The organism is Lentibacillus daqui (assembly GCF_027186265.1).
GTDB lineage: Bacteria > Bacillota > Bacilli > Bacillales > Amphibacillaceae > Lentibacillus_C > Lentibacillus_C daqui.
Genome location: NZ_CP114176.1, coordinates 2045443 through 2067165, shown reverse-complemented (window position 1 = coordinate 2067165; position 21723 = coordinate 2045443). Strand labels below are relative to the sequence as shown.

Sequence of the window (21723 nt, the reverse complement as noted above, 5' to 3'; positions counted from 1 at the left end):
GCTCAAAGCTACGCCGCCTAGAACTTCTCGGTCCTTTTTATCCTCCTTTTTGAACACGCACATATAGGTCATTTTTTATTGAACTTGAAAAGGGGATTTCGTGATGCTACAGGATAAGAATATTGTGTTGGGGGTTACTGGGGGAATTGCCGCGTATAAGGCGTGTGCATTAACAAGTAAATTAACCCAGGCAGGTGCCAATGTAAAAGTGATGATGACTGATCATGCCCAAAAGTTTGTATCCCCGTTAACATTTCAGGCATTATCCAGAAACCCGGTATATACCGACACGTTTGACGAAAAAGATGTGAAAAAAATTGCCCATATCGATGTTGCCGATTGGGCGGATATTGTAATCATTGCCCCTGCAACCGCAAACATCATTGCCAAATTAGCCCATGGGATCGCCGATGATATGTTGTCAACTACCCTGTTAGCAACAAAAGCAACGGTATACATTGCCCCGGCGATGAATGTTCACATGTATGAACACCCCGCAGTGATCGAAAATATGCAAAAACTTGCTGACTGGGGTTACCACTTTATTGAACCAGGTGCAGGTTATTTAGCATGTGGCTATGTTGGTAAAGGGCGGCTCGAGGAACCAGAAATGATTATCGAAACAGTGGACCGGCACCAAACAGAATCTGGTATATTGACGGGTAAAAACGTATTGGTCTCTGCAGGTCCGACAAGGGAACAAATTGATCCGGTACGTTATTTTACCAACCGTTCTTCGGGTAAAATGGGGTTTGCCCTGGCCGAGGCTGCCGCTTATCAAGGTGCAACGGTTACGCTTGTTACTGGTCCAACACAGGAAAGGACAAACCACTCAAATATTCATCGCATTGATATTACAACCGCAGAAGAGATGTTTCAAGCAATGCATCGATATTTTGCAGAGAGCGATATTGTAATCAAGGCTGCAGCTGTTGCTGATTACCGCCCCAAACAGGTGTATGATCAAAAAATGAAAAAACAGGATGGGGAATGGACGGTTAAAATGGAAAGAACGAAGGATATTTTACAATCACTAGGTGAAGAAAAAACCCATCAATTTTTAGTTGGATTTGCTGCGGAAACAACTGATGCATTTGATTATGGTATGCATAAATTGCACAAGAAACGATTGGATGCGATTGTCATTAATGATGTATCAGCTGCCGGCGCCGGTTTTGAAGGTGATACAAACGTTGTCACTTACATCAATAAACAAATGCAAACAGAAGAAATAGCCTTATCATCCAAACGGGATATTGCGGATAAGATTATTTCCTTCATCAGCCGGGATATGAAGGATGGTTCCAAGTGAAGATAGCCAAAGTAATAGTCGACGTCCCGGCAGGATCCATCAACCAAACTTTTGATTATTTGATTCCGGAGCGGTTTATGGACATACTGCAAACCGGTATGCGCGTAATTGCTCCCTTTGGTCCAAGAAGAGTCATGGGATATGTCGTCGGATTTGCACAAGAGTCATCGTTTAAAAAGCTAAAAGAATTGATTGATGTACTTGATTTAATGCCTGTACTAACCGATGAACTGCTTGATCTTGGCAAATGGCTGGCTGAAGAAACATTGAGTCTTTATATTACTATTTATCAGGCAATGCTCCCGCAAGTTTTGAAGTCACAATATAAAAAAGAACTTGTTCGCTTAACACAAGGCGAATTAGCGCCGGATTTGGAGACTGTATTTGCTGGACGGGATACAATAGCATATGACGAAATCACCAATGGTCCGGTTTCTTATGCCCATGTGCGTGATGCCATCTCAGCTGGTGATATCATGATTAATTACCTGGTCAAATCCAGGATTACCAAGAAATATGTCACCATGATTGAGGCGAATAAGGATTCCTATTTGCTTGAGGAAGCGATTCATGATTTAGCTAAAAATGCGGCAAAGCAACGGGATTTGCTGTTATTTTTTAGTGAACACCCGGAACCAGTCGAACAAACAAAACTATTAAAGCAATTTAAAACTACCACACAAACCGTGAACAAATTGATTGAAAAACAGCTGCTATCTGCCAAAAAGGTGGAAGTGTTTCGCAATCCATATGATGATACGCAAATTGTCCAAACCAGCCCCTTAACCTTAACCGATCAACAAGAACGGGCGATTCGGCCAATCAAACATAAAATTGCCGAAAACGAACATGATGTATTTTTGCTACATGGTGTAACCGGTAGTGGAAAGACGGAAATTTATTTACAAACGATCCAGGACGTCATTGAAAAGGGAAAAGAAGCAATCGTACTCGTTCCGGAAATTTCCCTGACACCACAAATGGTCCATCGGTTTAAAGGACGGTTTGGCGCCAATGTCGCGGTCATGCATAGTGGATTGTCAGCTGGGGAGAAGTATGATGAATGGCGGAAGATTCAACGTAAAGAAGTTCAGGTTGTCGTTGGAGCCAGGTCTGCCATCTTTGCGCCTTTTGAGAATATTGGCGTAGTGATTATCGATGAAGAACATGAGACAAGCTACAAGCAGGAGGATCAGCCGCGTTATCATGCCAGGGATGTTGCAATTTACCGTGGCAAAAACCACCACTGCCCGGTCATCCTGGGAAGTGCAACACCAACGCTTGAATCCTATGCCAGAGCCGAAAAAGGGGTATATCAACTTGCTACATTAACGAAGCGTACAAATGATCAAGGGATGCCGGATGTACAAATTGTTGATATGCGTAAGGAACTGCACGCTGGTAACCGTACTATGTTTTCCCATGATTTAAAAGCAAAAATTGAACAGCGTATCGAAAAAGGAGAACAAGTTGTCCTGCTGTTAAATCGCCGGGGGTATTCCACTTTTGTCATGTGTCGGGAATGCGGGCATGTGAAAGAGTGTCCCCATTGCGATATTGCGTTAACTTATCATAAAAATAGCAATCAATTAAAATGTCATTATTGCTCCTATGAAGAACCTATGCCTATGTTCTGTCCAGAATGTCAAAGTGATTTAATCCGTTATTTTGGAACGGGAACGCAACGGGTAGAAGAAGCGTTGACACAGTTGATTCCTGATGCAAAGGTCATACGCATGGATGTCGACACAACCAGAAGAAAAGGGGCACATGAAAAACTATTAACGAAATTTGCCAATGGACAGGCCGATATTTTATTGGGAACGCAAATGATTGCCAAGGGGCTGGATTTTGAAAATGTCACCCTTGTTGGTGTTTTGACGGCGGATTCGATGTTGCACTTGCCAGATTTTCGGTCATCAGAAAAAACGTTCCAGCTATTAACGCAAGTAAGTGGCAGGGCCGGGCGCCATGAACTGCCCGGTGAGGTCATTGTGCAAACCTACACACCGGAACATTATAGTATTACACTTGCAAGCACATACGAGTATCTGCAATTTTATCGAACGGAAATGAACACACGCAGAACATTCCAATATCCGCCATATGTTTTTTTGGCGTTATTAACTGTGTCCCATGAAAATCGTGTAAAAGTAGTACAAACAACGCAAAAAATGGTGCAATTATTAAGCAAACATGTAAATGAAAAAACGGTCATTCTTGGTCCGACACCATCACCAATTGCCAGGATGAAAGATAGATATCGTTATCAATGCATGATAAAATACAAGCATGAACCACAATTACGGAACCTCATCCGGAAAATTATCCAGCAATTTGATGAGGATATTAGAAAAGATGATCTGAAGATAACGGTGGACATGCAGCCGTATCAACTGATGTAGGAAGTAGGGATGCTTAGTGAAACGTATTGTATTTATGGGAACACCGGACTTTTCGGTGCCGATTCTTGAAGCACTGGTAAAAGCGGATTATGATATTCCTTTAGTTGTCACCCAACCTGATCGGCCCAAGGGGAGAAAAAAAACGCTTACCGCCTCACCCGTAAAAGACGCTGCTGAAAAATTGGGAATTCCTGTTTTTCAACCGGAGAAATTAAAACATGATTTCCAGCCGATTATCGACTGCCAGCCAGACTTAATTGTCACAGCTGCTTATGGACAAATCCTGCCCGCTGAACTATTGCAGGTACCAGCGTTTGGCTGCATTAATGTCCATGCCTCTCTGTTACCGGAATTGCGCGGTGGTGCTCCAATCCATTATGCGATTTTACAAGGAAAACAAGAAACCGGCGTTACCATCATGTATATGGTGGAAAAATTAGATGCCGGTGATATTTTGACGCAAAAAAAAGTTGCCATTGCCGATAATGATACTGTTGGCAAGTTACATGATAAATTATCACTAGCCGGCGCGGATTTGTTGCTGGAAACATTGCCAAAACTCGCTGACCATACAATCATACCGCAACCACAAAATGAGGAACTGGCAACATTTGCAGCAAATATTAAACGGGAGCAAGAAAAAATCGATTGGTCAAACAGTAATGATGTTGTCTATAACCAAATCAGGGGGTTAAATCCTTGGCCGGTTGCCTTTACCACTTATAACAATAAACCGATGAAAATATGGTGGGGAGAGCCGGATCATCAGGAGTACCAAGGGCAACCCGGTGAAATTGTCCGAGTAGATCAGGATGGGTTTACCGTCGTTTGCGGAAATCAACAGGCTATTTATGTAAAGGAAATCCAACCGGCGGGAAAAAAACGGATGACTGTTGCCCAATACCTAAGAGGTTCAGCAGATCGTATCAAAACGGGAACCAAAATGGGAGACACATCAGATGAATAATGTAAGGGAAGTTATCCTGGATATATTGCTTAGGATGGATAAAGACGGGGCATATAGTCATCTGGTAATTGACAACAAGCTAAAGAGTGGAAAAGTTGACCCGAAAGATGAAGGGCTGCTGACAGAAATTGTTTACGGGACTATCCAACGAAAAATGACCCTGGATTTTTACCTGGATACGTTTGTACATTCCAAGAAAAAAATTGCACCCTGGGCTTGGATGTTATTACGGATGTCGGTTTATCAAATCGTTTATTTATCCAAGGTTCCTGATCATGCGATTATTAACGAAGCGGTTGAGATTGCAAAAAAACGGGGGCATAAGGGTGTTGCCTCACTCGTAAATGGTGTACTTCGCAGTATTCAGCGGCAAGGAGTACCGGATACGGCAACGCTTACTGATACTGTAGATCGAATTGCAGTGGAAACAAGTCATCCGGTATGGCTCGTCAAGCGCTGGATCTCTATGTATGGTCAAGCATTAACGCAGCAGATGTGTGAGGCGAATGTTTCCCATAAACCAAGCGCTATTCGAATTCAGCCACTTAAGTTATCCAGACAGGAAGCAATCCGGAGGCTGACAGAGCAGTGTCTGGAGGTCCGTCCGTCCGTTTTTTCGGAACAAGGAATCATTGTAGATAAGGGGAATATTTTAAAAACCGAATTATTCTCCAGTGGACTGGTTACTGTCCAGGATCAAAGCTCGATGTTAGTCGGGGAAATGATCGATGCCAAGCCTGGTATGGATGTTCTTGAGGCTTGCAGTGCTCCAGGCGGTAAGGCAACTCATATGGCAGAAAAAATGCAAAATCAAGGGAAGTTGTATGCTTACGATCTCCATAAGAAAAAAGCAAACCTGGTGAACCAAAAGGCACTTGAGCTTGGCTTATCCATTATCCGTGCTAATCAGGCGGATGCCAGACAATTGGGGACACAGCATGCAGCTGAAAGTTTTGACCGGATTCTGGTTGATGCGCCGTGTTCCGGATTAGGTGTTATTCGCGGAAAACCGGAAATAAAGTATAATAAAACCCTGGCAGATATTGAGCGGCTTGCCACCATTCAACTGGAAATCTTGGAGTCGGTCGCACCATTACTGAAAAAGGATGGAAAATTAATATATAGCACATGCACAGTGGATCAAACGGAAAATGAAGGTGTAGTCCAGGCATTTTTACACCAGAACCCCAATTTTGCCATTGATGACAGCTTTTTTGCTGAATTACCAGAGCCTCTGAAACAATCGCCAGGGATTACCCGTTATGGACTGCAGATTTTTCCGCAATCATTCCAAACAGACGGATTTTTTCTGACAAGGCTTAGAAAAGCGGAAGTGTCCGGTTAGTGGCATATGTGCTGAACATGCAAAAAAGATGACAAAAATGATTCTATTATCGGCTATTTCATGGCATAATGTTGAGTAGTAGCATCTGGTTTGAAAAGGGGTGAGCGATGTGGAAGGACGTTTTTTGACGGATCGGGGAAAAGTCAGGAACCATAATGAAGATTCTGGTGGTATTTACTTTAATGCGGATGGCCAATTTCTGGCGATTATTGCCGATGGAATGGGCGGTCATAAGGCTGGTGATGTGGCTAGTCAAATGGCGATCAATCACATCCAGCAGAAATGGGAAACATGTGACCAGCTCTCCACACCAAGCCGTGTAGAAAGCTGGTTAGCTGAAACCATTGAGGAGATGAATCAAGCTATATTTGACCATGCACAAGCACATGATACCTGTCAGGGAATGGGAACAACCATCGTGATAACCGTTTGTACATCGAAATTTTTTACAGTGGCCCATGTTGGAGACAGTCGATGCTATCTGCTTAACGATAATGGGCTCAGCCAGGTTACGGAAGATCACTCACTTGTTAATGCGCTTGTTAAATCCGGTCAGGTTTCCAAAGCGGACGCTAGATATCATCCGCAGAAAAATGTAGTTCTTAAAGCCGTTGGTACTGAGGCGCAAGTGGAACCGGATGTTCAAAGCCTGGGGTGGGAGCAGGGGGACCTGTTATTATTGTGTTCAGATGGTTTGACAGACAAGCTAACCGACGAACAACTGGCTGCAATAATGGGAAAAGGCGAAAGTATGGTTGACACAGGTCAGCAAATGATTGATACGGCCAATAATTTAGGGGGCGAAGATAATATTTCGCTTATTCTCATCCAACATGATGTCTCCACTGAGGATGGTGAAACAACATGTTAGATGGACATGTTTTAAATGAACGGTACAAAATTAAGACGACAATTGGCGGTGGCGGAATGGCCAATGTTTATTTGGCCAGAGATATCATCCTGGATCGCGATGTTGCCATTAAAGCACTGCGGATGGAATATGCAAACGAAGAAGAATTTATTGCCCGATTCCATCGTGAAGCACAGTCAGCAACAAGCCTCTCTCATCCAAATATTGTTAACATTTATGATGTCGGTGAAGAAGATCACATGTTATATATGGCGATGGAATATGTGGATGGGATGACATTGAAGGAATACATACAGAAAAACGGCCCCATTTCCGTCAAGGAATCCTTGGATATTATGAAACAAATCAGTTCAGCGATTACCCATGCCCATGAAAATGATATCGTTCACCGGGATATCAAACCGCAGAATATCTTGATCGATACATATGGCCAGGTAAAGGTAACCGACTTTGGCATCGCGGTTGCATTAAGTGCAACAACATTAACGCATACTAATTCGATCCTCGGTTCGGTGCATTATTTATCACCAGAGCAAGCGCGCGGCGGGATGGCTACTAAGAAATCGGACATTTATTCGCTTGGGATTGTCTTGTACGAACTGTTAACAGGACGCTTGCCATTTTCCGGTCAATCGGCTGTTGCAGTTGCCTTGAAACATTTACAAAATGATACACCATCTGTCAGGCGCTTTAACCAGGATATCCCGCAAAGTGTGGAAAATATTGTTCTGAAAGCAACCGCCAAAGATCCATTTCATCGCTATGCAACGGTTTATGAGATGGAGAATGCACTGGAGACAGCATTGGATCCCGAAAAATTAAACGAAGACAAATATGTGCCGCCAGAGGAAGCTGGTGAAGAAACAAAAGCGATTCCGATCATTACAGACGACCAAATGGGACCTTCCACAAATCAGGATACCATTGTTCATCAAACAGATGGAAACACAAAACCTTATGCCGATGATGAGCCAGATAAACCAGCCATGGACAAGAAGTCTAAAAAAGCCAAGAAAAACGGTAAAAACAAGAAAAAGCGACGAAAATGGCCGATTCTTCTGATTATCCTATTGGTTCTGCTTGTTCTCGGTACGACTACACTAGCGATCGCAAAATTTTTGCAGCCTAAGGATGTTAATGTACCAAAGGTTGCCAATATGGAATATGAAGATGCCATCACCGAACTTGATAAATTGAAGCTGGAACACAAAAAAGAGCTGGTCTATGATGACGATATCGAGGAAGGAGCCGTCGTCAAAACCAGTCCCAAGGCAGGTAAAACGATAAAAGAAGGTTCCACTGTCACCGTGTTTGTCAGTCAGGGCAAGGAAAAAACAGCATTTGCCGATTATGTTGGCGAAGATTATAACCAAATCAAAGATTTACTGGAAGAAGATGGATTTCAGGTTATTGGTTATGGAGAGTTTTCTGACAAACCAGAAGGACAAATTATTACACAAATACAGCCGAATGAAAATGATAAAGTTGTTCCCAGTGAAACAAGAGTTATATTCGAATATAGTAATGGACCCGAATTAACCTCGTTAAACAATTTAAAGGGGATGACCAAACAAGAGGCCGAATCCTATTTAGATGAACAGAATTTTAAGATGAACGTCAAAGAAGAACATTCTGATTCCGTGCCTGAAGGAGAGATCATCAAACAGGATCCCGAACCGGGTACACAGTTGGCAGAGGGGGCAACGGTTGATGTTTATGTTTCAACCGGACCAAAAGAAAAACCGCCCGTTTCCAAAAAAGTAACATTTACCGTTGCTTATAACCCTGATGAATCAGATGGTGAAGACGATCAGGATGACGAGGCAAATCAGGCCGACCAGGATAATCAGGAAGATGAGGATGACGGGGATGATCAGGATGTGGTACATGATGAAGATCAAAAAGTTGATCAGGATAAGAAAAAAGAGCAAACGGTAAAAATATATATAGATGATATGAATCATTCCATGTCCGAAGTCGCGGAACAAGAAACAATTTCAAAGGATACAGAGTTTACGATTACATTAACGATCGCACCTGATGATAAAGCTGAATATAAAGTGGTCAGAGATGAAGAAGTCGTGATTAATAAAACTGTTACCTATGAAGAGGGTGAATAAATGGCAAATGGTCGAATTATTAAAGCACTAAGTGGATTTTATTATGTGCAAACATCAGATGGCATTTACCAATGCAAAGGCCGTGGGGTTTTTCGCAACAAAAAAATCAGTCCACTAGTTGGTGACTTTGTCTCATTTTCCGCAGATAATCCTGATGAGGGCTACATTCAGGACATCAAGCCAAGAGAAAATGAGCTTGTCCGACCGCCAATCGCAAATATTGACCAAGCCATCATTGTCAGTTCCGCCATTATGCCAGATTTTAACCCATTACTACTTGACCGTTTTCTTGTGCTGATCGAGGCAAAAGGCATCCAGCCGGTATTATTTATCACGAAAATGGATGCAGTCAGTGATCAACAAAGGCGGGACATTGAGCAATATCAAATGGCCTACAAGCAGATCGGTTATCCGGTTGAATTATTGTCAATCAATGATCCAGCCGAATTAAAACGATTAAAAACGTATTTTTCCGGACGGGTGACTGTTTTTGCCGGGCAATCGGGGGTCGGCAAGTCATCATTGCTCAATGTCCTGAACCCTTCCTTGCTTTTGAAGACTGCAGATATTTCAAAAAGTCTTGGGAGAGGAAAGCATACGACAAGGCATGTGGAACTTTTAGATGTTTATGATGGGCTGGTTGCCGACACACCAGGGTTTAGCTCACTAGATTTTCAGGATATCGATCTTGATGAGCTGGCAGACTGTTTCCCGGAATTTCGCAGCCGGAAAGAGAACTGCAAATTTCGGGGGTGTATGCATTACAAAGAACCAAAATGCGCCATCAAACAGGCGGTTGCCGATGGAGACATAACCAAATTCCGTTATGAACACTATATACAGTTTTATGAAGAAATAAATTCAAGAAAGCCGAGGTATTAAAACGATGATGAAACTGGCACCTTCTATTCTTTCCGCTGATTTTGCAAAGCTTGGAGAGGAAATTCAGGACGTAGAAAAGGCAGGAGCAGATTATCTTCATGTTGATGTGATGGATGGCCATTTTGTACCGAATATAACCATTGGGCCATTAATTGTTGAGGCAATAAAGCCAGTCACATCCCTGCCATTGGATGTTCATTTGATGATTGAAAATCCGGATACGTATATTCCACAATTTGCCAAGGCAGGGGCATCGATCATTTCTGTCCATCAGGAGGCATGTACGCATCTGCACCGGACGATTCAATTAATTAAGGATCAGGGGGTAAAGGCAGGTGTCGTACTGAATCCGGCAACACCGGCAGAGATGATTAAGAGTATTTTAACAGACATTGATTTGGTATTATTGATGACAGTCAATCCTGGCTTTGGTGGACAAACATTTATTGACAGTGTGGTTGAGAAAATAAAACAAGTTGCGTTATGGAAAAAAGAGCTGGGTTTAACATTTGAAATTGAAGTGGATGGAGGAGTGAATTCACAAACTGCCAAGCGTTGTACAGATGCGGGTACAAATGTATTGGTTGCAGGTAGCGCTGTTTTCAACAAGAATGATCGCAGACAGGCTATGGAAGCAATTCGGAATGCGACCATGGAACAGGTGTAAGCTATGACGACTGTTGCAATTGTTGCTAATGGCCCTTGGGAACTGCTGCCGGATTTGTCGTTGTTTACCGGAAAAATAGATAAATGGATTGGGGCCGATCGTGGTGCACACCATTTACTCCTTAATGGGATTACACCTGACATTGCCGTGGGGGATTTCGATTCACTAACAAAGGTGGAACGGCAACTGGTCAAACGGCAGGTACGGGTATTTGAGCAATATCCGAGTGAAAAAGATTTGACAGATCTGGAACTGGCACTCGAAAAGGCATATACACTAAACCCGGAAACTATTTATTTATTTGGCGTAACTGGTGGCAGACTTGATCATTTCCTGATTAATATCCAAACATTATATACAATCATGGAAAAAGAGATTCTTGCCTTCATTGTTGATGCCAGCAATCAACTTCATATGGAAAAACCCGGCAGTCACACCATTACCAATGATGATACCTATCCTTATGTCTCATTTGTCCCATTCACCAAAGAGGTTCAAGATTTATCATTAGAGGGTTTTTATTATCCGCTTACCAATGAGACTATTTCATGGGGATCTACACGCTGCATATCAAACAAGCTTCTTTTAAAAAATGGTACTTTTTCGTTTAGGGCAGGCATACTATTAGTAATAAAGAGTCATGACGCCATTAATGATGTGCATTAAAAAAGTTAGCTGCGTTTGTTATCAGAGGAGGGGACTCATTGAAATTTTATACGATTAAACTCCCAAAGTTTATTGGCGGAATAGTTCGAGCTTGTATTGGTGTTTTTAAGAGAGATAAATGAGAGTGAGATTAGCTTTTGTCAATCTTGTTGGCAGAAGCTAGTTTTTTGTCCGGAAATTTTATATAGAGGAAAAGTGCATACGCCGCTGAGCTGGATGGGGCTCATTCAAATAGCAAAGTAATCCACTGGCGTTTTTAGATAATTTCCTAAACGCAGAAAAAGACACTCTATGCATGACGAGTGCCTTTTTGCTAGTCAAACTGATGCTAAGCTTTATGTTATGCGCGTTCTACTTTACCTGATTTAAGGGCACGTGCAGAAACATAAACACGTTTAGGTTTTCCGTCTACCATAACACGAACTTTTTGTACATTAGCTTTCCAATTTCGTTTATTGGCATTCATTGCGTGTGAACGATTGTTTCCACTACGAGTTTGACGTCCAGTTACAACACATTTTCTAGACATGTAAATCCCTCCTTACTGTTTACATGTGTCATTTCTTTTCATACTTATTCAATTTATCACAAGTACTCTTTCATTGCAATACAAACTTAAATTTGTGCCGAAAGAAAGCTTGACAATTAGAAAAAATTCATTCATTGTTAAATGCGTCATTTGGACAAGGGTACGCTTTCAAAAATGAATCGATTGTAGTAAACTATCGATATGATACGGGTATTAAAGGAGGATTATCATGTCCATAGAACTTAATACGAACGATGGCCATGTTACCATCACGAACGAGGTAATAGCAACAATTGCCGGTGGTGCAGCTGTCGAGTGTTACGGTATAGTGGGAATGGCATCCAAAAGTCAGATTAAGGATGGCTTGGCTGAAATGCTTCGGAAAGAGAACTTTTCCAAAGGGATCGTTGTCAGGCAGGAAGAAGATCGGCTTCATATTGATATGTATATTATTGTAAGTTATGGCACGAAAATATCAGTTGTTGCTCATAATGTTCAATCACAAGTAAAATATACATTAAACCAATCATTAGGATTATCAATTGATTCCGTTAACATTTATATCCAAGGAGTTCGTGTCGCCAGGGATTAACCTTTTTCCTCTTGCAATAGGTTCATAAAGGTTGGTTTTTGGTAATGAAGGAGGAACAGGTATGGTACGAGCGTTAGATGGCAAGACATTTGCACGAATGGTACTCTCTGGAGCACACCATTTAACGAATAACGCCAAAAAAATTGATGCATTAAATGTATTTCCGGTCCCGGACGGTGATACTGGAACAAATATGAATTTATCCATGACCTCGGGTGCGGATGAAGTAAAAAAGGTTGAGGCGGAGGCAATTTCGGAAGTGGCTAATGCTTTCGCTAAAGGTTTGCTGATGGGAGCAAGAGGTAATTCAGGGGTTATTCTGTCACAATTGTTCCGCGGCTTTGCGAAAAGTATGGAGAAAAAACAAACATTGTCATCCGAAGATTTGGCTGATGCGTTCGAACAGGGCGTCCGGACCGCATATAAAGCCGTGATGAAGCCTGTAGAAGGAACCATCTTGACGGTCGCCAAGGATGCTGCAGAAGTGGCCTTGACTGAATCTGAGCGGACAACAGATATTGTGGTTTTAATGGAACATGTTCTTAAGGAGGCTAAGGCATCATTAATACGAACACCCGAGCTTTTACCAGTATTAAAGGAAGTCGGAGTGGTCGATTCGGGCGGACAGGGATTGGTTACTATTTATGAAGGTTTTCTTGCTGCGTTAAAAGGAGAAGAGCTCCCTGAAGAAGAAGTGAGTGAATCCGAAATGGACGAAATGGTGAATGCACAGCACCATAAGTTGGCCCAGGATTTTATGGATACATCGGATATTAAATACGGATATTGTACCGAGTTCATGGTTAAATTTGATAAGAAAAAAACAAACAAACATCCATTTAATGAGGAGACATTCCGTAATGAATTGAGTGAACACGGGGACTCTCTGCTTGTTGTCGCGGATGATGAAATCGCAAAAGTCCATGTGCATGTCGAATATCCAGGCTATGTACTGACGATTGGTCAGAAATATGGCAGCCTGATTAACATGAAGATTGAGAACATGCGGGAGCAGCATACGGCAATTGTTGGGGAAAAGCAAGAGAAACCGGCTTCAACTAAAAAAGCGGAGTTTGCAATTGTAACGGTAGCAATGGGAAGTGGGATTGAGGAATTATTCACCAGTCTCGGGGCGACAGTTGTCATTGAAGGTGGACAAACGATGAACCCAAGTACTCAGGATATTACCGATGCGATTGCGAAGGCCAATGCCAAAAACGTATTGGTCTTACCGAATAACAAAAACATAGTGATGACAGCAGAGCAAGCAGCTGAACTTGCAGAAGATAACGTTGCGGTGGTTCCAACAAAAACAATTCCTCAAGGGATTGGTGCTATGTTAGCATTCCATCCAGGTGAAGACATATTGGCAAATAAAGAATTCATGGAACAGGCAGGCCAACAAGTAAAATCGGGACAGGTTACATATGCTGTTCGAGATACAAAAATTGACGGGATAACGATTGAGAATGGCAGCTTTATGGGAATTGCCGATGGAGAAATTAAGGCAACCGATAAGGACAAATCAAAGACGGTCAAAGCCTTGTTAAAAGAAATGATTACCGATGATGATGAGATTCTCACCATTTTGCAGGGGGAAGACGTTAGCGATGAAGAGGTAACGTCATTGGTAAACGATCTGGAAGCTGCTTATGAAGACATCGAAATCGAAGTGCATAATGGAAAACAACCGATTTATTCGTATATTTTGTCCGTGGAATAAATACTGTGTTTCCGGTAAACTAAAAATTCGCCTTTTAAGAAAGGCGAATTTTTTAAATTCTTGCGAGAAACGAATAAGGTATCATTTTTGTTTATAGGTTTCCTGTATATCTTTTTGTAAGCTTCGATTAATTATCGTCCGGCACCAACATTTAAGCTATCAAAAACATTGACAGCTGCTTGTGCTACTTGACAATCGTGCTCTACAGAACTTCCACTAACACCAACAGCCCCAACAACTTTTCCATCTTGGACAAGTGGATAGCCGCCACCAAATACAACAATTCTACCGTTATTAGTTGTATTAATTCCATATAGCTCGGCGTTTGGTACGGTAGCTTCTGCTAAATTTGAAGTTGGCATTTTTAGAGCAACAGAAGTCCATGCTTTGTTTTGGGAAATGTCGATACTTGCGAGCCAGGCATCATCCATACGATGGACGGCAATTAGGTTTCCGCCTTCATCCAAAATAGTAATAACCATATTTACGCCAATCTTTTGTGCTTCTTTTTCAGCACCGTCAATTAGCTGTTTTGCTAAATCCAAATTTACCATACCCATCATTATCTTCCTCCAACTTTAAATAATTAGTCATGTTGCGAAAAAATTACTTTAATGATCCATGCGGGTCAATGACGAATTTTCTTGCAATGCCTCCGTCAAATTTCTTATAGCCTTCTGGAGCTTCATCCAAGGAAATGACTGTGGCGTTAACAGCCTTGGCAATTTGTGCACGATCACTTAAGATCAACTTCATTAAATCACGATGATATTTCATTACTGGCGTTTGACCGGTGACAAAAGTATGTGCTTTTGCCCAGCCTAATCCGAATCTGATTTTGAGTGTTCCTTCTTTAGCATCAGCATCTTCTGCACCAGGGTCACCGGTTACATAAAGCCCCGGGATTCCCAGTCCGCCGCCCGCACGAGTAATTTGCATTACTGAATTTAGTACTGCTGCTGGAGCTTCGCCAGCGTTTTCTCCATGCCCACTTGCCTCAAAACCAACCGCATCAATGGCACAATCTACTTCCGGAACACCAAGAATTTGGTCAATTTGTTCTCCAATATCATCATGTACCCGTAAATTGATGGTTTCGCATCCAAAGCTTTCCGCTTGCTTTAGTCTCTCCTCGTTCATATCACCGACAATAACGGCAGCAGCACCCAATAATTGAGCAGAATGTGCAGCAGCTAATCCAACCGGACCAGCACCAGCAACGTATACGGATGATCCGGGTTTTACTCCGGCACTTACAGCTCCATGGTAACCGGTTGGAAAAATATCCGAAAGCATCGTCAAATCAAGAATTTTTTCCATTGCTTGATCTTTGTCAGGGAATTTTAATAGTTGAAAATCGGCATATGGAACCATGACATACTCAGACTGGCCACCTACCCAGCCACCCATGTCAACATATCCATACGCGGAACCGGGACGATCCGGATTCACATTTTCACAAATATGGGTATCTTGTCTCCGGCAACTCGGGCAGCGTCCACAAGCAATATTAAATGGAACTGAAACTAAATCGCCTTTTTTAATAAACTCGACATCGCGCCCTGTTTCCACGACTTCACCTGTGATTTCATGACCGAGTATAAGTCCGGACGGGGCAGTTGTTCGACCACGTACCATATGTTGGTCACTTCCGCAAATATTAGTTGTGATGACCTTTAAAATGACACCATGCTCACACTTTCTTCCAACGTTAAGTGGGTTAACCCCGGGTCCGTCCTTTAACATGAGCTCAGGAAAATCGATTGACTCGACCTCAACTACCCCTGGTTGTTTATAAACTACACCTCTGTTGGCCGTTACCATTTACATTCCTCCTTCATAGTTTGTATTTGGATTCGATGGTTATGTTTTAAAAATATTTATAACGTCCCCCTTTACAAAATATGCTTTCGTTTTCAAAGAAGCATGCTACTACTTATATCATAGGTGAGAACGCTGTTTTGGTAAAATAGCTAAAATTGATAATTGTTATCACCTGAATTGATACCCTGTATTTATACAGAATCCCCATTCAGTTTCTGTGATAAGTGATAATTTGAAGTAGATTATCTAACTTTCTGGGATCCTTGATCAAAAAGTTGTTCAAAATTGAGATCGTTAAAAACCGGTTTAATCATTGGATGTTGGACATGATTTGTAAATTCATGAATGGTCTCGATGAATTTTTCCATCGCATTGGTTAGATAGGTATCAGCTCGGTGTATAAACGTGGTGGTAATTTGACTATACTTGCTTGGAATTTCATGGCATTGGATGGCGCCTATCAATTCCAAATGGCTAACGGACGAATGGGGAACCAGACTAATGCCAAGACCAGCAATCACACTGCCCAAAATCGTTTCCATAGTTCCAAATTCCTTTGCTTTGGCGTTTATTACGCCCTCATTGCGCAGGAAACTTTCCAATCGGTTGCGGTAACTACATCCTGATTTAAAAACCAAAAGTGGTTTGTTTTTTAGATCATTAAAAGTGACCTCTTCATTAACAGAAATTAAAACCAGTTTTTCCTGGAAAACTTCAACTTGCTTAATCTCGGGATGTATATCAAATCCAGTAACAAAAGCTCCATCAAGTTTATAACGTAAAACCTGATCAATAAGGTCTTCTGTGACGCCGGTTTTAAGTGATAAATCAATATTGGAATAATTTTTGTGAAAGGCGGATAAAATCATCGGAAGTTTCACTACGGTCTCTACTGTCCCAATTTCGAGGGTACCTTTCGGATTATCCAATTCCTGAAATGCTTCTTCCATTTTGTCCAGCATGAACAATATTTTTTCTGTGTATGCTAAAAGTTTTTTTCCGTCAGAAGTCAACGTAGTTCCCCGACTATGTCGCTGAAACAATTGTGCCTGCAAATGAGATTCTAATGACTTAATTCTGGCTGTTACATGTGATTGAACGTAGCTTAGCTCTTCCGCGGCTTTGCTAATACTGCCATTACGAGCAACACTTTGAAAAATAAGCAAGTCTTTAATTTCCATTTACAACCCTCCTAATTATTCCAATTACACCCATTCTGTTTCAGTGATACAAGACATCTTATCTAATCATTATACAAGCGGTCAAATTCATTTTATAATAATTTTGAATATTAAACAAGCTACAATAGGTAGTTTCCGAACACTACAATTTATTTATGATTAAAAGGAGCATTCCATACTTATTCCAATATGAATGCTGAAATGAGAGGGGTTTTTTAGGGTCTGATATTATACTTAAAAAGAAAGTGGGATGGACGTATATGAACAGTAATAATGTGAACGTTAAACAAGTTATTGCTTTTAGTGGAGCTTTTATAGCATTTTGATAGGCTCGGGCTTCGCAACAGGGCAGGAAATCATGCAGTATTTTGTTGCATATGGATATATGGGTATTACTGGAGCAATAGCAGTTTTCCTCCTTTTCATGTATGTTGGAACCAGTTTTATAGTAACGGGGTATAAGTACAGATTTCCGAAACCTAATGACATTTACAAATATTACTGCGGAAAGACAATAGGTAAATTTTTTGATTACTTTTCAGTATTGTTTATTTATCTATCTTTTATTGTAATGATTGGAGGAGCCGGAGCCACCGTAAGACAGCAATTTGAACTTCCGGTTTCAATAGGTGGTATAGGATTGGCCTTACTTGCCGGGGTTACAGTGGTATTTGGACTTAACAGAATAGTTGATGTAATCGGTAAGATTGGGCCAACAATATGTGTTTTAGCTATATTATTGGGAATATCAGCTATTATCATGAATCCTTCTGGTTTAAGTCTGGCAAATCAGATCATACCTCATTTAGATTTATTGCAGGCATCAAGTAATTGGCTGTTCGCAGCAGGTTCATATGTAGGATTTTGTATGCTGTGGCTGGCTGCATTTTTGTCTACAATGGGAGCAACAGCAGTAAACAAGAAAACAGCATCTCTTGGTGCAATTTTTGGAGCACTTGGTTTTTCAGCAGCTATCATAGTGGTATCCTTGGGACTTATGGCAAATATTCAGCAAGTCGAAGGATCTTTAGTGCCCTCATTAATTTTAGCAGAAAACATCCATCCCAGTATAGCAATAATATTTTCATTGATAGTTTTAGCAGCAATTTACTCAACAGCTGTGCCGCTGCTTTGGACAGTTTCATCCAAAATTGCAAATGAAAAGAGTAGTAAGTTTAAATATGTTACGCTAATACTAGCAGTAATAGGAACTTTTGTTGGATTATATGTCTCGTTTGACAGGCTTGTAAATATTGTTTATGTAATTAACGGATACGTGGGGATACTCTTATTAGCTTTAATGATTATAAAAAGCATAAATAATGTTATCGAGGATAAAAAAATTAAAAATGGAAGGTCGCTTGAAACGAAAAGTAACATAAGGTGAGAGATACCTCTCTAAACTCAAATGTGCAAATTATCATAGTAATCATATGGATTATTTCGTTCGTGAATCAGTAAGGCTGATGGGAGACATCTATTTCCATCATTATACTAGACGGCAGATCATCCATATAATAAATATTGACCATTTAATTATGATACTATTTTCTAGCTGGGAAATAACAGTAACCAGAATATGTTGGTGAAACACGAAACAGTGGTTATTATGCAAGCGTTTACTAAAGTCCAAAATTAAATACGAGGTGGAAACGATGACGAAACATTATGATGTTATTGTAGTTGGTGCTGGTTCCATGGGAATGGCTGCAGGATATTATTTAGCCAGGCAAGGAGTAAAGGTTTTACTTATCGACTCCTTTGATCCGCCGCATGATCAGGGCAGTCATGCCGGCGATACCCGAATTATTCGTCACGCATACGGAGAAGGGAGAGAGTATGTTCCCCTGGCACTTCGATCACAAGTGTTATGGGATGAATTGGAAAAAAAGACACACCATAAAATTTTTCTGCAGTCCGGCGCCATGGGTTTTGGGGTAAAAGGAAATGCCCCATTTATTGATGAGGCGATTGCCAGTGGGAAAGAATATAATTTGGATGTCGAGCATTTCACTGGAGCGGAGCTAAATGAACGTTTTCCGGGCTTGTATGTACCAGATGATTACGCGGCTTTCTATGAGCCAAATTCAGGATTTTTGTTTAGTGAAAACTGTATCCAGGCATACCGGGAACTGGGGAAATTTCATGGAGCTGAGTTTTCTGTAAATGATCCCGTAAAAGACATTAAGGTGTATGATGATTCCGTAAAAGTAATTACCGGGAAGGGAACATTTACTGCAGATAGGTTAATTATCAGTGCTGGCTCCTGGAGTGGAAAATTGGCTTCCAAAGTAGGACTCGATTTACCACTTGTTCCAACTCGTCAGCCTGTTGCGTGGTTTGAGCCTAATGAAACATTATTCCATGCGAACGAATTCCCTACATTTATGGTTGAAGTACCAAACGGTAATAACAGAGCGATATATTATGGTTTTCCAACGTTTGGCGGATGCGGTGTCAAGGTAGGAAGACATGAGTATGTTGATGCGGTTGATCCAGACACAATGAATCGTGAATTCGGGTTTAAAGAAACAGATGAAGGTCATATACGCGAATTCTTGGATAAATTCATGCCCAAAGCATCAGGAGCTTTGAAAAAAGGTGTCATCTGTATGTATACAAGAACCCCGGATGGTCACTTTATCATTGATAAGCATCCGGAGCATTCTCATATTTCCATTGCGGCCGGATTCTCTGGACATGGATTTAAATTTGCAAGTGTAGTAGGAGAGATTTTATCACAATTGGCTGTCTCGGGGAAAACCGACCATGACATTTCTATCTTTCGGTTAAATCGACCAGGCCTGACAAAATCTACTGGAGCAAAAAAAGCTGGAAAAAGTTTGGTTAATTAAAGCTTGTTTAGCATTAAAATACATTTACATGATCAATAAATAGTTGGAAAGATCAGACGATGCGATAACTATGGATACTATGCATAATCTAAACAATGATTATCATAGTATTTTTTGTTATAATATACAATAGAAACATAGACGCAAAAAATTAGGTGGTGTTGATCAATGAAATATAACTCAGTGTTTGATATCATTGGTCCGGTAATGATTGGACCATCCAGCTCACATACAGCAGGTGCTGCCCGGATCGGCAAAGCAGCCCGTAATTTGTTTGGTGCAGAACCAACATGGGCGAAAATCCATTTATACGAATCTTTTGCCAAGACATATAAGGGGCACGGGACCGATTTTGCTTTGGCCGGTGGACTACTTGGATTTGATACAGACGATCCCCGGATGAGTAAAGCACTTGATATTGCCCACGAGAAAAATATCAAGATAGAATTTATAGAAGATGATGCAAAGGCGCACCATCCCAATACAGCTAGATTAATAATTGGAAATGATGCAGACAAACTGGAACTGGTCGGTATTTCAATTGGCGGTGGAAAAGTAGAAATAACCGAATTAAATGGATTTGAATTGCGACTGTCCGGCAATCACCCGGCAATTCTAATTATGCACAATGATCGATTCGGGGCGATTGCTTCGGTAACCAGAATCCTGGCAAAACATGAAATCAATATTGGGCATATGGAAGTGAATCGGAAAGATGTCGGCAAAGAAGCTTTAATGGTTATTGAGGTAGATCAGAATATGGAGGATTGGATATTGCAAGAACTGGAGAATGCCGATCACATCTTGCAAATCGCAAAAATTGATTCTTAAATAGGGAAAGGAGTGGGTTTCATGTTTCGTACAGTTGCTGAATTAGTAGAACAAGCTGAGCAAGATAATATATTAATTTCCGAAGTAATGATTCGTCAGGAAATGGATGTGAAGAATGTTTCCCGAGACGAGATTTTTCGAAATATGGAAAACAATCTTCAAGTGATGGAAAATGCCATTGATCAGGCATTGGAAGGTGTGGAGTCGGTAACCGGGTTAACGGGTGGGGATGCAGTATTAATTCAAAACTATATGCGGGAAAAGACACCGCTTTCCGGAAATTTATTGCTTGATGCTGTCAGTAAGGCAATGGGGACGAATGAAGTGAATGCAGCGATGGGCACGATTTGTGCAACACCAACCGCTGGAAGTGCGGGCTGTGTGCCGGGTACACTATTTGCAGTAAAAAATCAACTAAATCCAACCCGTGAACAAATGATCCGCTATTTATTTACGGCTGGAGCATTTGGCTTTGTTGTGGCCAATAACGCCTTTATTTCCGGGGCTGCAGGCGGCTGTCAGGCGGAGGTGGGTTCAGCAGGTGCAATGGCCTCTGCGGCGATTGTGGAAATGGCTGGTGGAACGCCACAACAATCGGCTGATGCATTTGCAATGACCCTGAAAAACATGCTCGGCCTTGTCTGTGACCCTGTTGCCGGATTGGTTGAGGTTCCATGTGTCAAACGGAATGCCGCGGGATCCTCACTTGCTATTGTGTCCGCCGACATGGCGCTTGCCGGAGTAACCAGCAGGATCCCATGTGATGAAGTAATCGGTGCCATGTACCGGATTGGTAAAACGATGCCAACCGCTTTACGTGAAACAGGAGAAGGCGGCCTGGCTGCGACCCCAACAGGTCAAGCGATGAAAGAAAAAATTTTTGGTATGGCTGATACAAAGGCGTAAGCGGAATAGAACGTAATGAATTATACTTTCTTCTTACAGCGAAAGAG

The 21723-nt window shown here is 41.5% G+C and carries 20 protein-coding genes; 16 read left to right on the top strand and 4 right to left on the bottom strand.

Translation table 11 applies throughout. From position 1 onward, the window contains the following. Positions 1-103 precede the first annotated feature (103 nt). The 10 genes from coaBC to spoVM all read left to right on the top strand — a co-directional run bounded on the left by coaBC (position 104) and on the right by spoVM (position 11357). A complete protein-coding gene (gene coaBC, locus O2S85_RS10465; protein WP_269409290.1) occupies positions 104-1312 on the top strand; it encodes a bifunctional phosphopantothenoylcysteine decarboxylase/phosphopantothenate--cysteine ligase CoaBC in 1209 nt (402 codons plus the stop codon). Next, entirely contained in the window at positions 1309-3717 is a 2409-nt protein-coding gene (gene priA / locus O2S85_RS10460; RefSeq protein ID WP_269409289.1) for a primosomal protein N', read from the top strand. Before coaBC ends, priA begins: the two co-directional genes overlap by 4 nt. A 16-nt stretch (positions 3718-3733) precedes the next feature. After that, a complete protein-coding gene (fmt, locus tag O2S85_RS10455; protein WP_269409288.1) occupies positions 3734-4684 on the top strand; it encodes a methionyl-tRNA formyltransferase in 951 nt (316 codons plus the stop codon). Beyond that, positions 4677-6029, top strand: coding sequence for a 16S rRNA (cytosine(967)-C(5))-methyltransferase RsmB (gene rsmB, locus O2S85_RS10450; RefSeq protein WP_269409287.1), 1353 nt, complete (start codon positions 4677-4679; stop codon positions 6027-6029). Before fmt ends, rsmB begins: the two co-directional genes overlap by 8 nt. A 109-nt stretch (positions 6030-6138) precedes the next feature. Beyond that, entirely contained in the window at positions 6139-6900 is a 762-nt protein-coding gene (locus O2S85_RS10445; RefSeq protein WP_269409286.1) for a Stp1/IreP family PP2C-type Ser/Thr phosphatase, read from the top strand. Further along, positions 6894-9020, top strand: coding sequence for a Stk1 family PASTA domain-containing Ser/Thr kinase (pknB, locus tag O2S85_RS10440; protein WP_269409285.1), 2127 nt, complete (start codon positions 6894-6896; stop codon positions 9018-9020). Before O2S85_RS10445 ends, pknB begins: the two co-directional genes overlap by 7 nt. Then, positions 9021-9902 carry a ribosome small subunit-dependent GTPase A gene (gene rsgA / locus O2S85_RS10435; RefSeq protein WP_269409284.1) on the top strand — a complete coding sequence of 294 codons (882 nt, stop codon included), beginning with the start codon at positions 9021-9023 and terminating at the stop codon, positions 9900-9902. 4 nt (positions 9903-9906) lie between these two features. Further along, complete coding sequence (gene rpe / locus O2S85_RS10430) at positions 9907-10569, top strand: ribulose-phosphate 3-epimerase (protein WP_269409283.1); 663 nt, start codon at positions 9907-9909, stop codon at positions 10567-10569. Between the two features lie 3 nt (positions 10570-10572). After that, the gene (locus O2S85_RS10425; RefSeq protein ID WP_269409282.1) at positions 10573-11235 is read left to right on the top strand and encodes a thiamine diphosphokinase; all 663 of its coding nucleotides are present in this window, start codon (positions 10573-10575) and stop codon (positions 11233-11235) included. 38 nt (positions 11236-11273) lie between these two features. Further along, a complete protein-coding gene (spoVM, locus tag O2S85_RS18795) occupies positions 11274-11357 on the top strand; it encodes a stage V sporulation protein SpoVM (RefSeq protein ID WP_367746943.1) in 84 nt (27 codons plus the stop codon). Positions 11358-11575: 218 nt separating this feature from the next. On the opposite strand, the gene rpmB is transcribed toward spoVM, so the two are convergent. Beyond that, entirely contained in the window at positions 11576-11764 is a 189-nt protein-coding gene (gene rpmB / locus O2S85_RS10420; RefSeq protein WP_269409281.1) for a 50S ribosomal protein L28, read from the bottom strand. A 229-nt stretch (positions 11765-11993) separates the two neighbouring features. On the opposite strand from rpmB, the gene O2S85_RS10415 reads away from it, so the two are divergent. After that, the gene (locus O2S85_RS10415; protein WP_269409280.1) at positions 11994-12356 is read left to right on the top strand and encodes an Asp23/Gls24 family envelope stress response protein; all 363 of its coding nucleotides are present in this window, start codon (positions 11994-11996) and stop codon (positions 12354-12356) included. A 61-nt stretch (positions 12357-12417) separates the two neighbouring features. Then, complete coding sequence (locus tag O2S85_RS10410; RefSeq protein ID WP_269409279.1) at positions 12418-14079, top strand: DAK2 domain-containing protein; 1662 nt, start codon at positions 12418-12420, stop codon at positions 14077-14079. Between the two features lie 131 nt (positions 14080-14210). Here O2S85_RS10410 and O2S85_RS10405 read toward each other — a convergent pair whose 3' ends face one another. The 3 genes from O2S85_RS10405 to O2S85_RS10395 all read right to left on the bottom strand — a co-directional run bounded on the left by O2S85_RS10405 (position 14211) and on the right by O2S85_RS10395 (position 17084). After that, positions 14211-14639 (bottom strand): GlcG/HbpS family heme-binding protein, encoded by a 429-nt coding sequence (locus tag O2S85_RS10405; protein ID WP_269412548.1) that lies wholly within the window; start codon positions 14637-14639, stop codon positions 14211-14213. A gap of 46 nt (positions 14640-14685) precedes the next feature. Continuing rightward, complete coding sequence (gene fdhA, locus O2S85_RS10400; RefSeq protein ID WP_269409278.1) at positions 14686-15903, bottom strand: formaldehyde dehydrogenase, glutathione-independent; 1218 nt, start codon at positions 15901-15903, stop codon at positions 14686-14688. A 242-nt stretch (positions 15904-16145) separates the two neighbouring features. Further along, a complete protein-coding gene (locus O2S85_RS10395; RefSeq protein WP_269409277.1) occupies positions 16146-17084 on the bottom strand; it encodes a LysR family transcriptional regulator in 939 nt (312 codons plus the stop codon). Positions 17085-17442: 358 nt separating this feature from the next. Here O2S85_RS10395 and O2S85_RS10390 point away from each other — a divergent pair, with 358 nt between their 5' ends. The 4 genes from O2S85_RS10390 (at position 17443) to sdaAA (ending at position 21676) form a co-directional block, all read left to right on the top strand. After that, positions 17443-18471, top strand: coding sequence for a YkvI family membrane protein (locus tag O2S85_RS10390; protein ID WP_269409276.1), 1029 nt, complete (start codon positions 17443-17445; stop codon positions 18469-18471). 268 nt (positions 18472-18739) lie between these two features. Continuing rightward, a complete protein-coding gene (gene solA, locus O2S85_RS10385) occupies positions 18740-19939 on the top strand; it encodes an N-methyl-L-tryptophan oxidase (protein WP_269409275.1) in 1200 nt (399 codons plus the stop codon). A gap of 168 nt (positions 19940-20107) precedes the next feature. Further along, positions 20108-20770, top strand: coding sequence for an L-serine ammonia-lyase, iron-sulfur-dependent subunit beta (gene sdaAB / locus O2S85_RS10380; RefSeq protein WP_269409274.1), 663 nt, complete (start codon positions 20108-20110; stop codon positions 20768-20770). A 21-nt stretch (positions 20771-20791) separates the two neighbouring features. Then, positions 20792-21676, top strand: a complete 885-nt coding sequence (sdaAA, locus tag O2S85_RS10375; RefSeq protein ID WP_269409273.1) for an L-serine ammonia-lyase, iron-sulfur-dependent, subunit alpha — start codon at positions 20792-20794, stop codon at positions 21674-21676. Positions 21677-21723 lie beyond the last annotated feature (47 nt).

Coding starts and splice junctions, on each gene's coding strand:
- sdaAB (WP_269409274.1), top strand. CDS start 20,108: ATGAAATATAACTCAGTGTTTGATATCATTGGTCCGGTAATGATTGGA.
- O2S85_RS10390 (WP_269409276.1), top strand. CDS start 17,443: ATGCAGTATTTTGTTGCATATGGATATATGGGTATTACTGGAGCAATA.
- rpmB (WP_269409281.1), bottom strand. CDS start 11,764: ATGTCTAGAAAATGTGTTGTAACTGGACGTCAAACTCGTAGTGGAAAC.
- rsgA (WP_269409284.1), top strand. CDS start 9,021: ATGGCAAATGGTCGAATTATTAAAGCACTAAGTGGATTTTATTATGTG.
- O2S85_RS10410 (WP_269409279.1), top strand. CDS start 12,418: ATGGTACGAGCGTTAGATGGCAAGACATTTGCACGAATGGTACTCTCT.
- fdhA (WP_269409278.1), bottom strand. CDS start 15,903: ATGGTAACGGCCAACAGAGGTGTAGTTTATAAACAACCAGGGGTAGTT.
- O2S85_RS10415 (WP_269409280.1), top strand. CDS start 11,994: ATGTCCATAGAACTTAATACGAACGATGGCCATGTTACCATCACGAAC.
- O2S85_RS10395 (WP_269409277.1), bottom strand. CDS start 17,084: ATGGAAATTAAAGACTTGCTTATTTTTCAAAGTGTTGCTCGTAATGGC.
- rpe (WP_269409283.1), top strand. CDS start 9,907: ATGATGAAACTGGCACCTTCTATTCTTTCCGCTGATTTTGCAAAGCTT.
- sdaAA (WP_269409273.1), top strand. CDS start 20,792: ATGTTTCGTACAGTTGCTGAATTAGTAGAACAAGCTGAGCAAGATAAT.
- rsmB (WP_269409287.1), top strand. CDS start 4,677: ATGAATAATGTAAGGGAAGTTATCCTGGATATATTGCTTAGGATGGAT.
- O2S85_RS10405 (WP_269412548.1), bottom strand. CDS start 14,639: ATGGGTATGGTAAATTTGGATTTAGCAAAACAGCTAATTGACGGTGCT.
- O2S85_RS10425 (WP_269409282.1), top strand. CDS start 10,573: ATGACGACTGTTGCAATTGTTGCTAATGGCCCTTGGGAACTGCTGCCG.
- pknB (WP_269409285.1), top strand. CDS start 6,894: ATGTTAGATGGACATGTTTTAAATGAACGGTACAAAATTAAGACGACA.
- solA (WP_269409275.1), top strand. CDS start 18,740: ATGACGAAACATTATGATGTTATTGTAGTTGGTGCTGGTTCCATGGGA.
- coaBC (WP_269409290.1), top strand. CDS start 104: ATGCTACAGGATAAGAATATTGTGTTGGGGGTTACTGGGGGAATTGCC.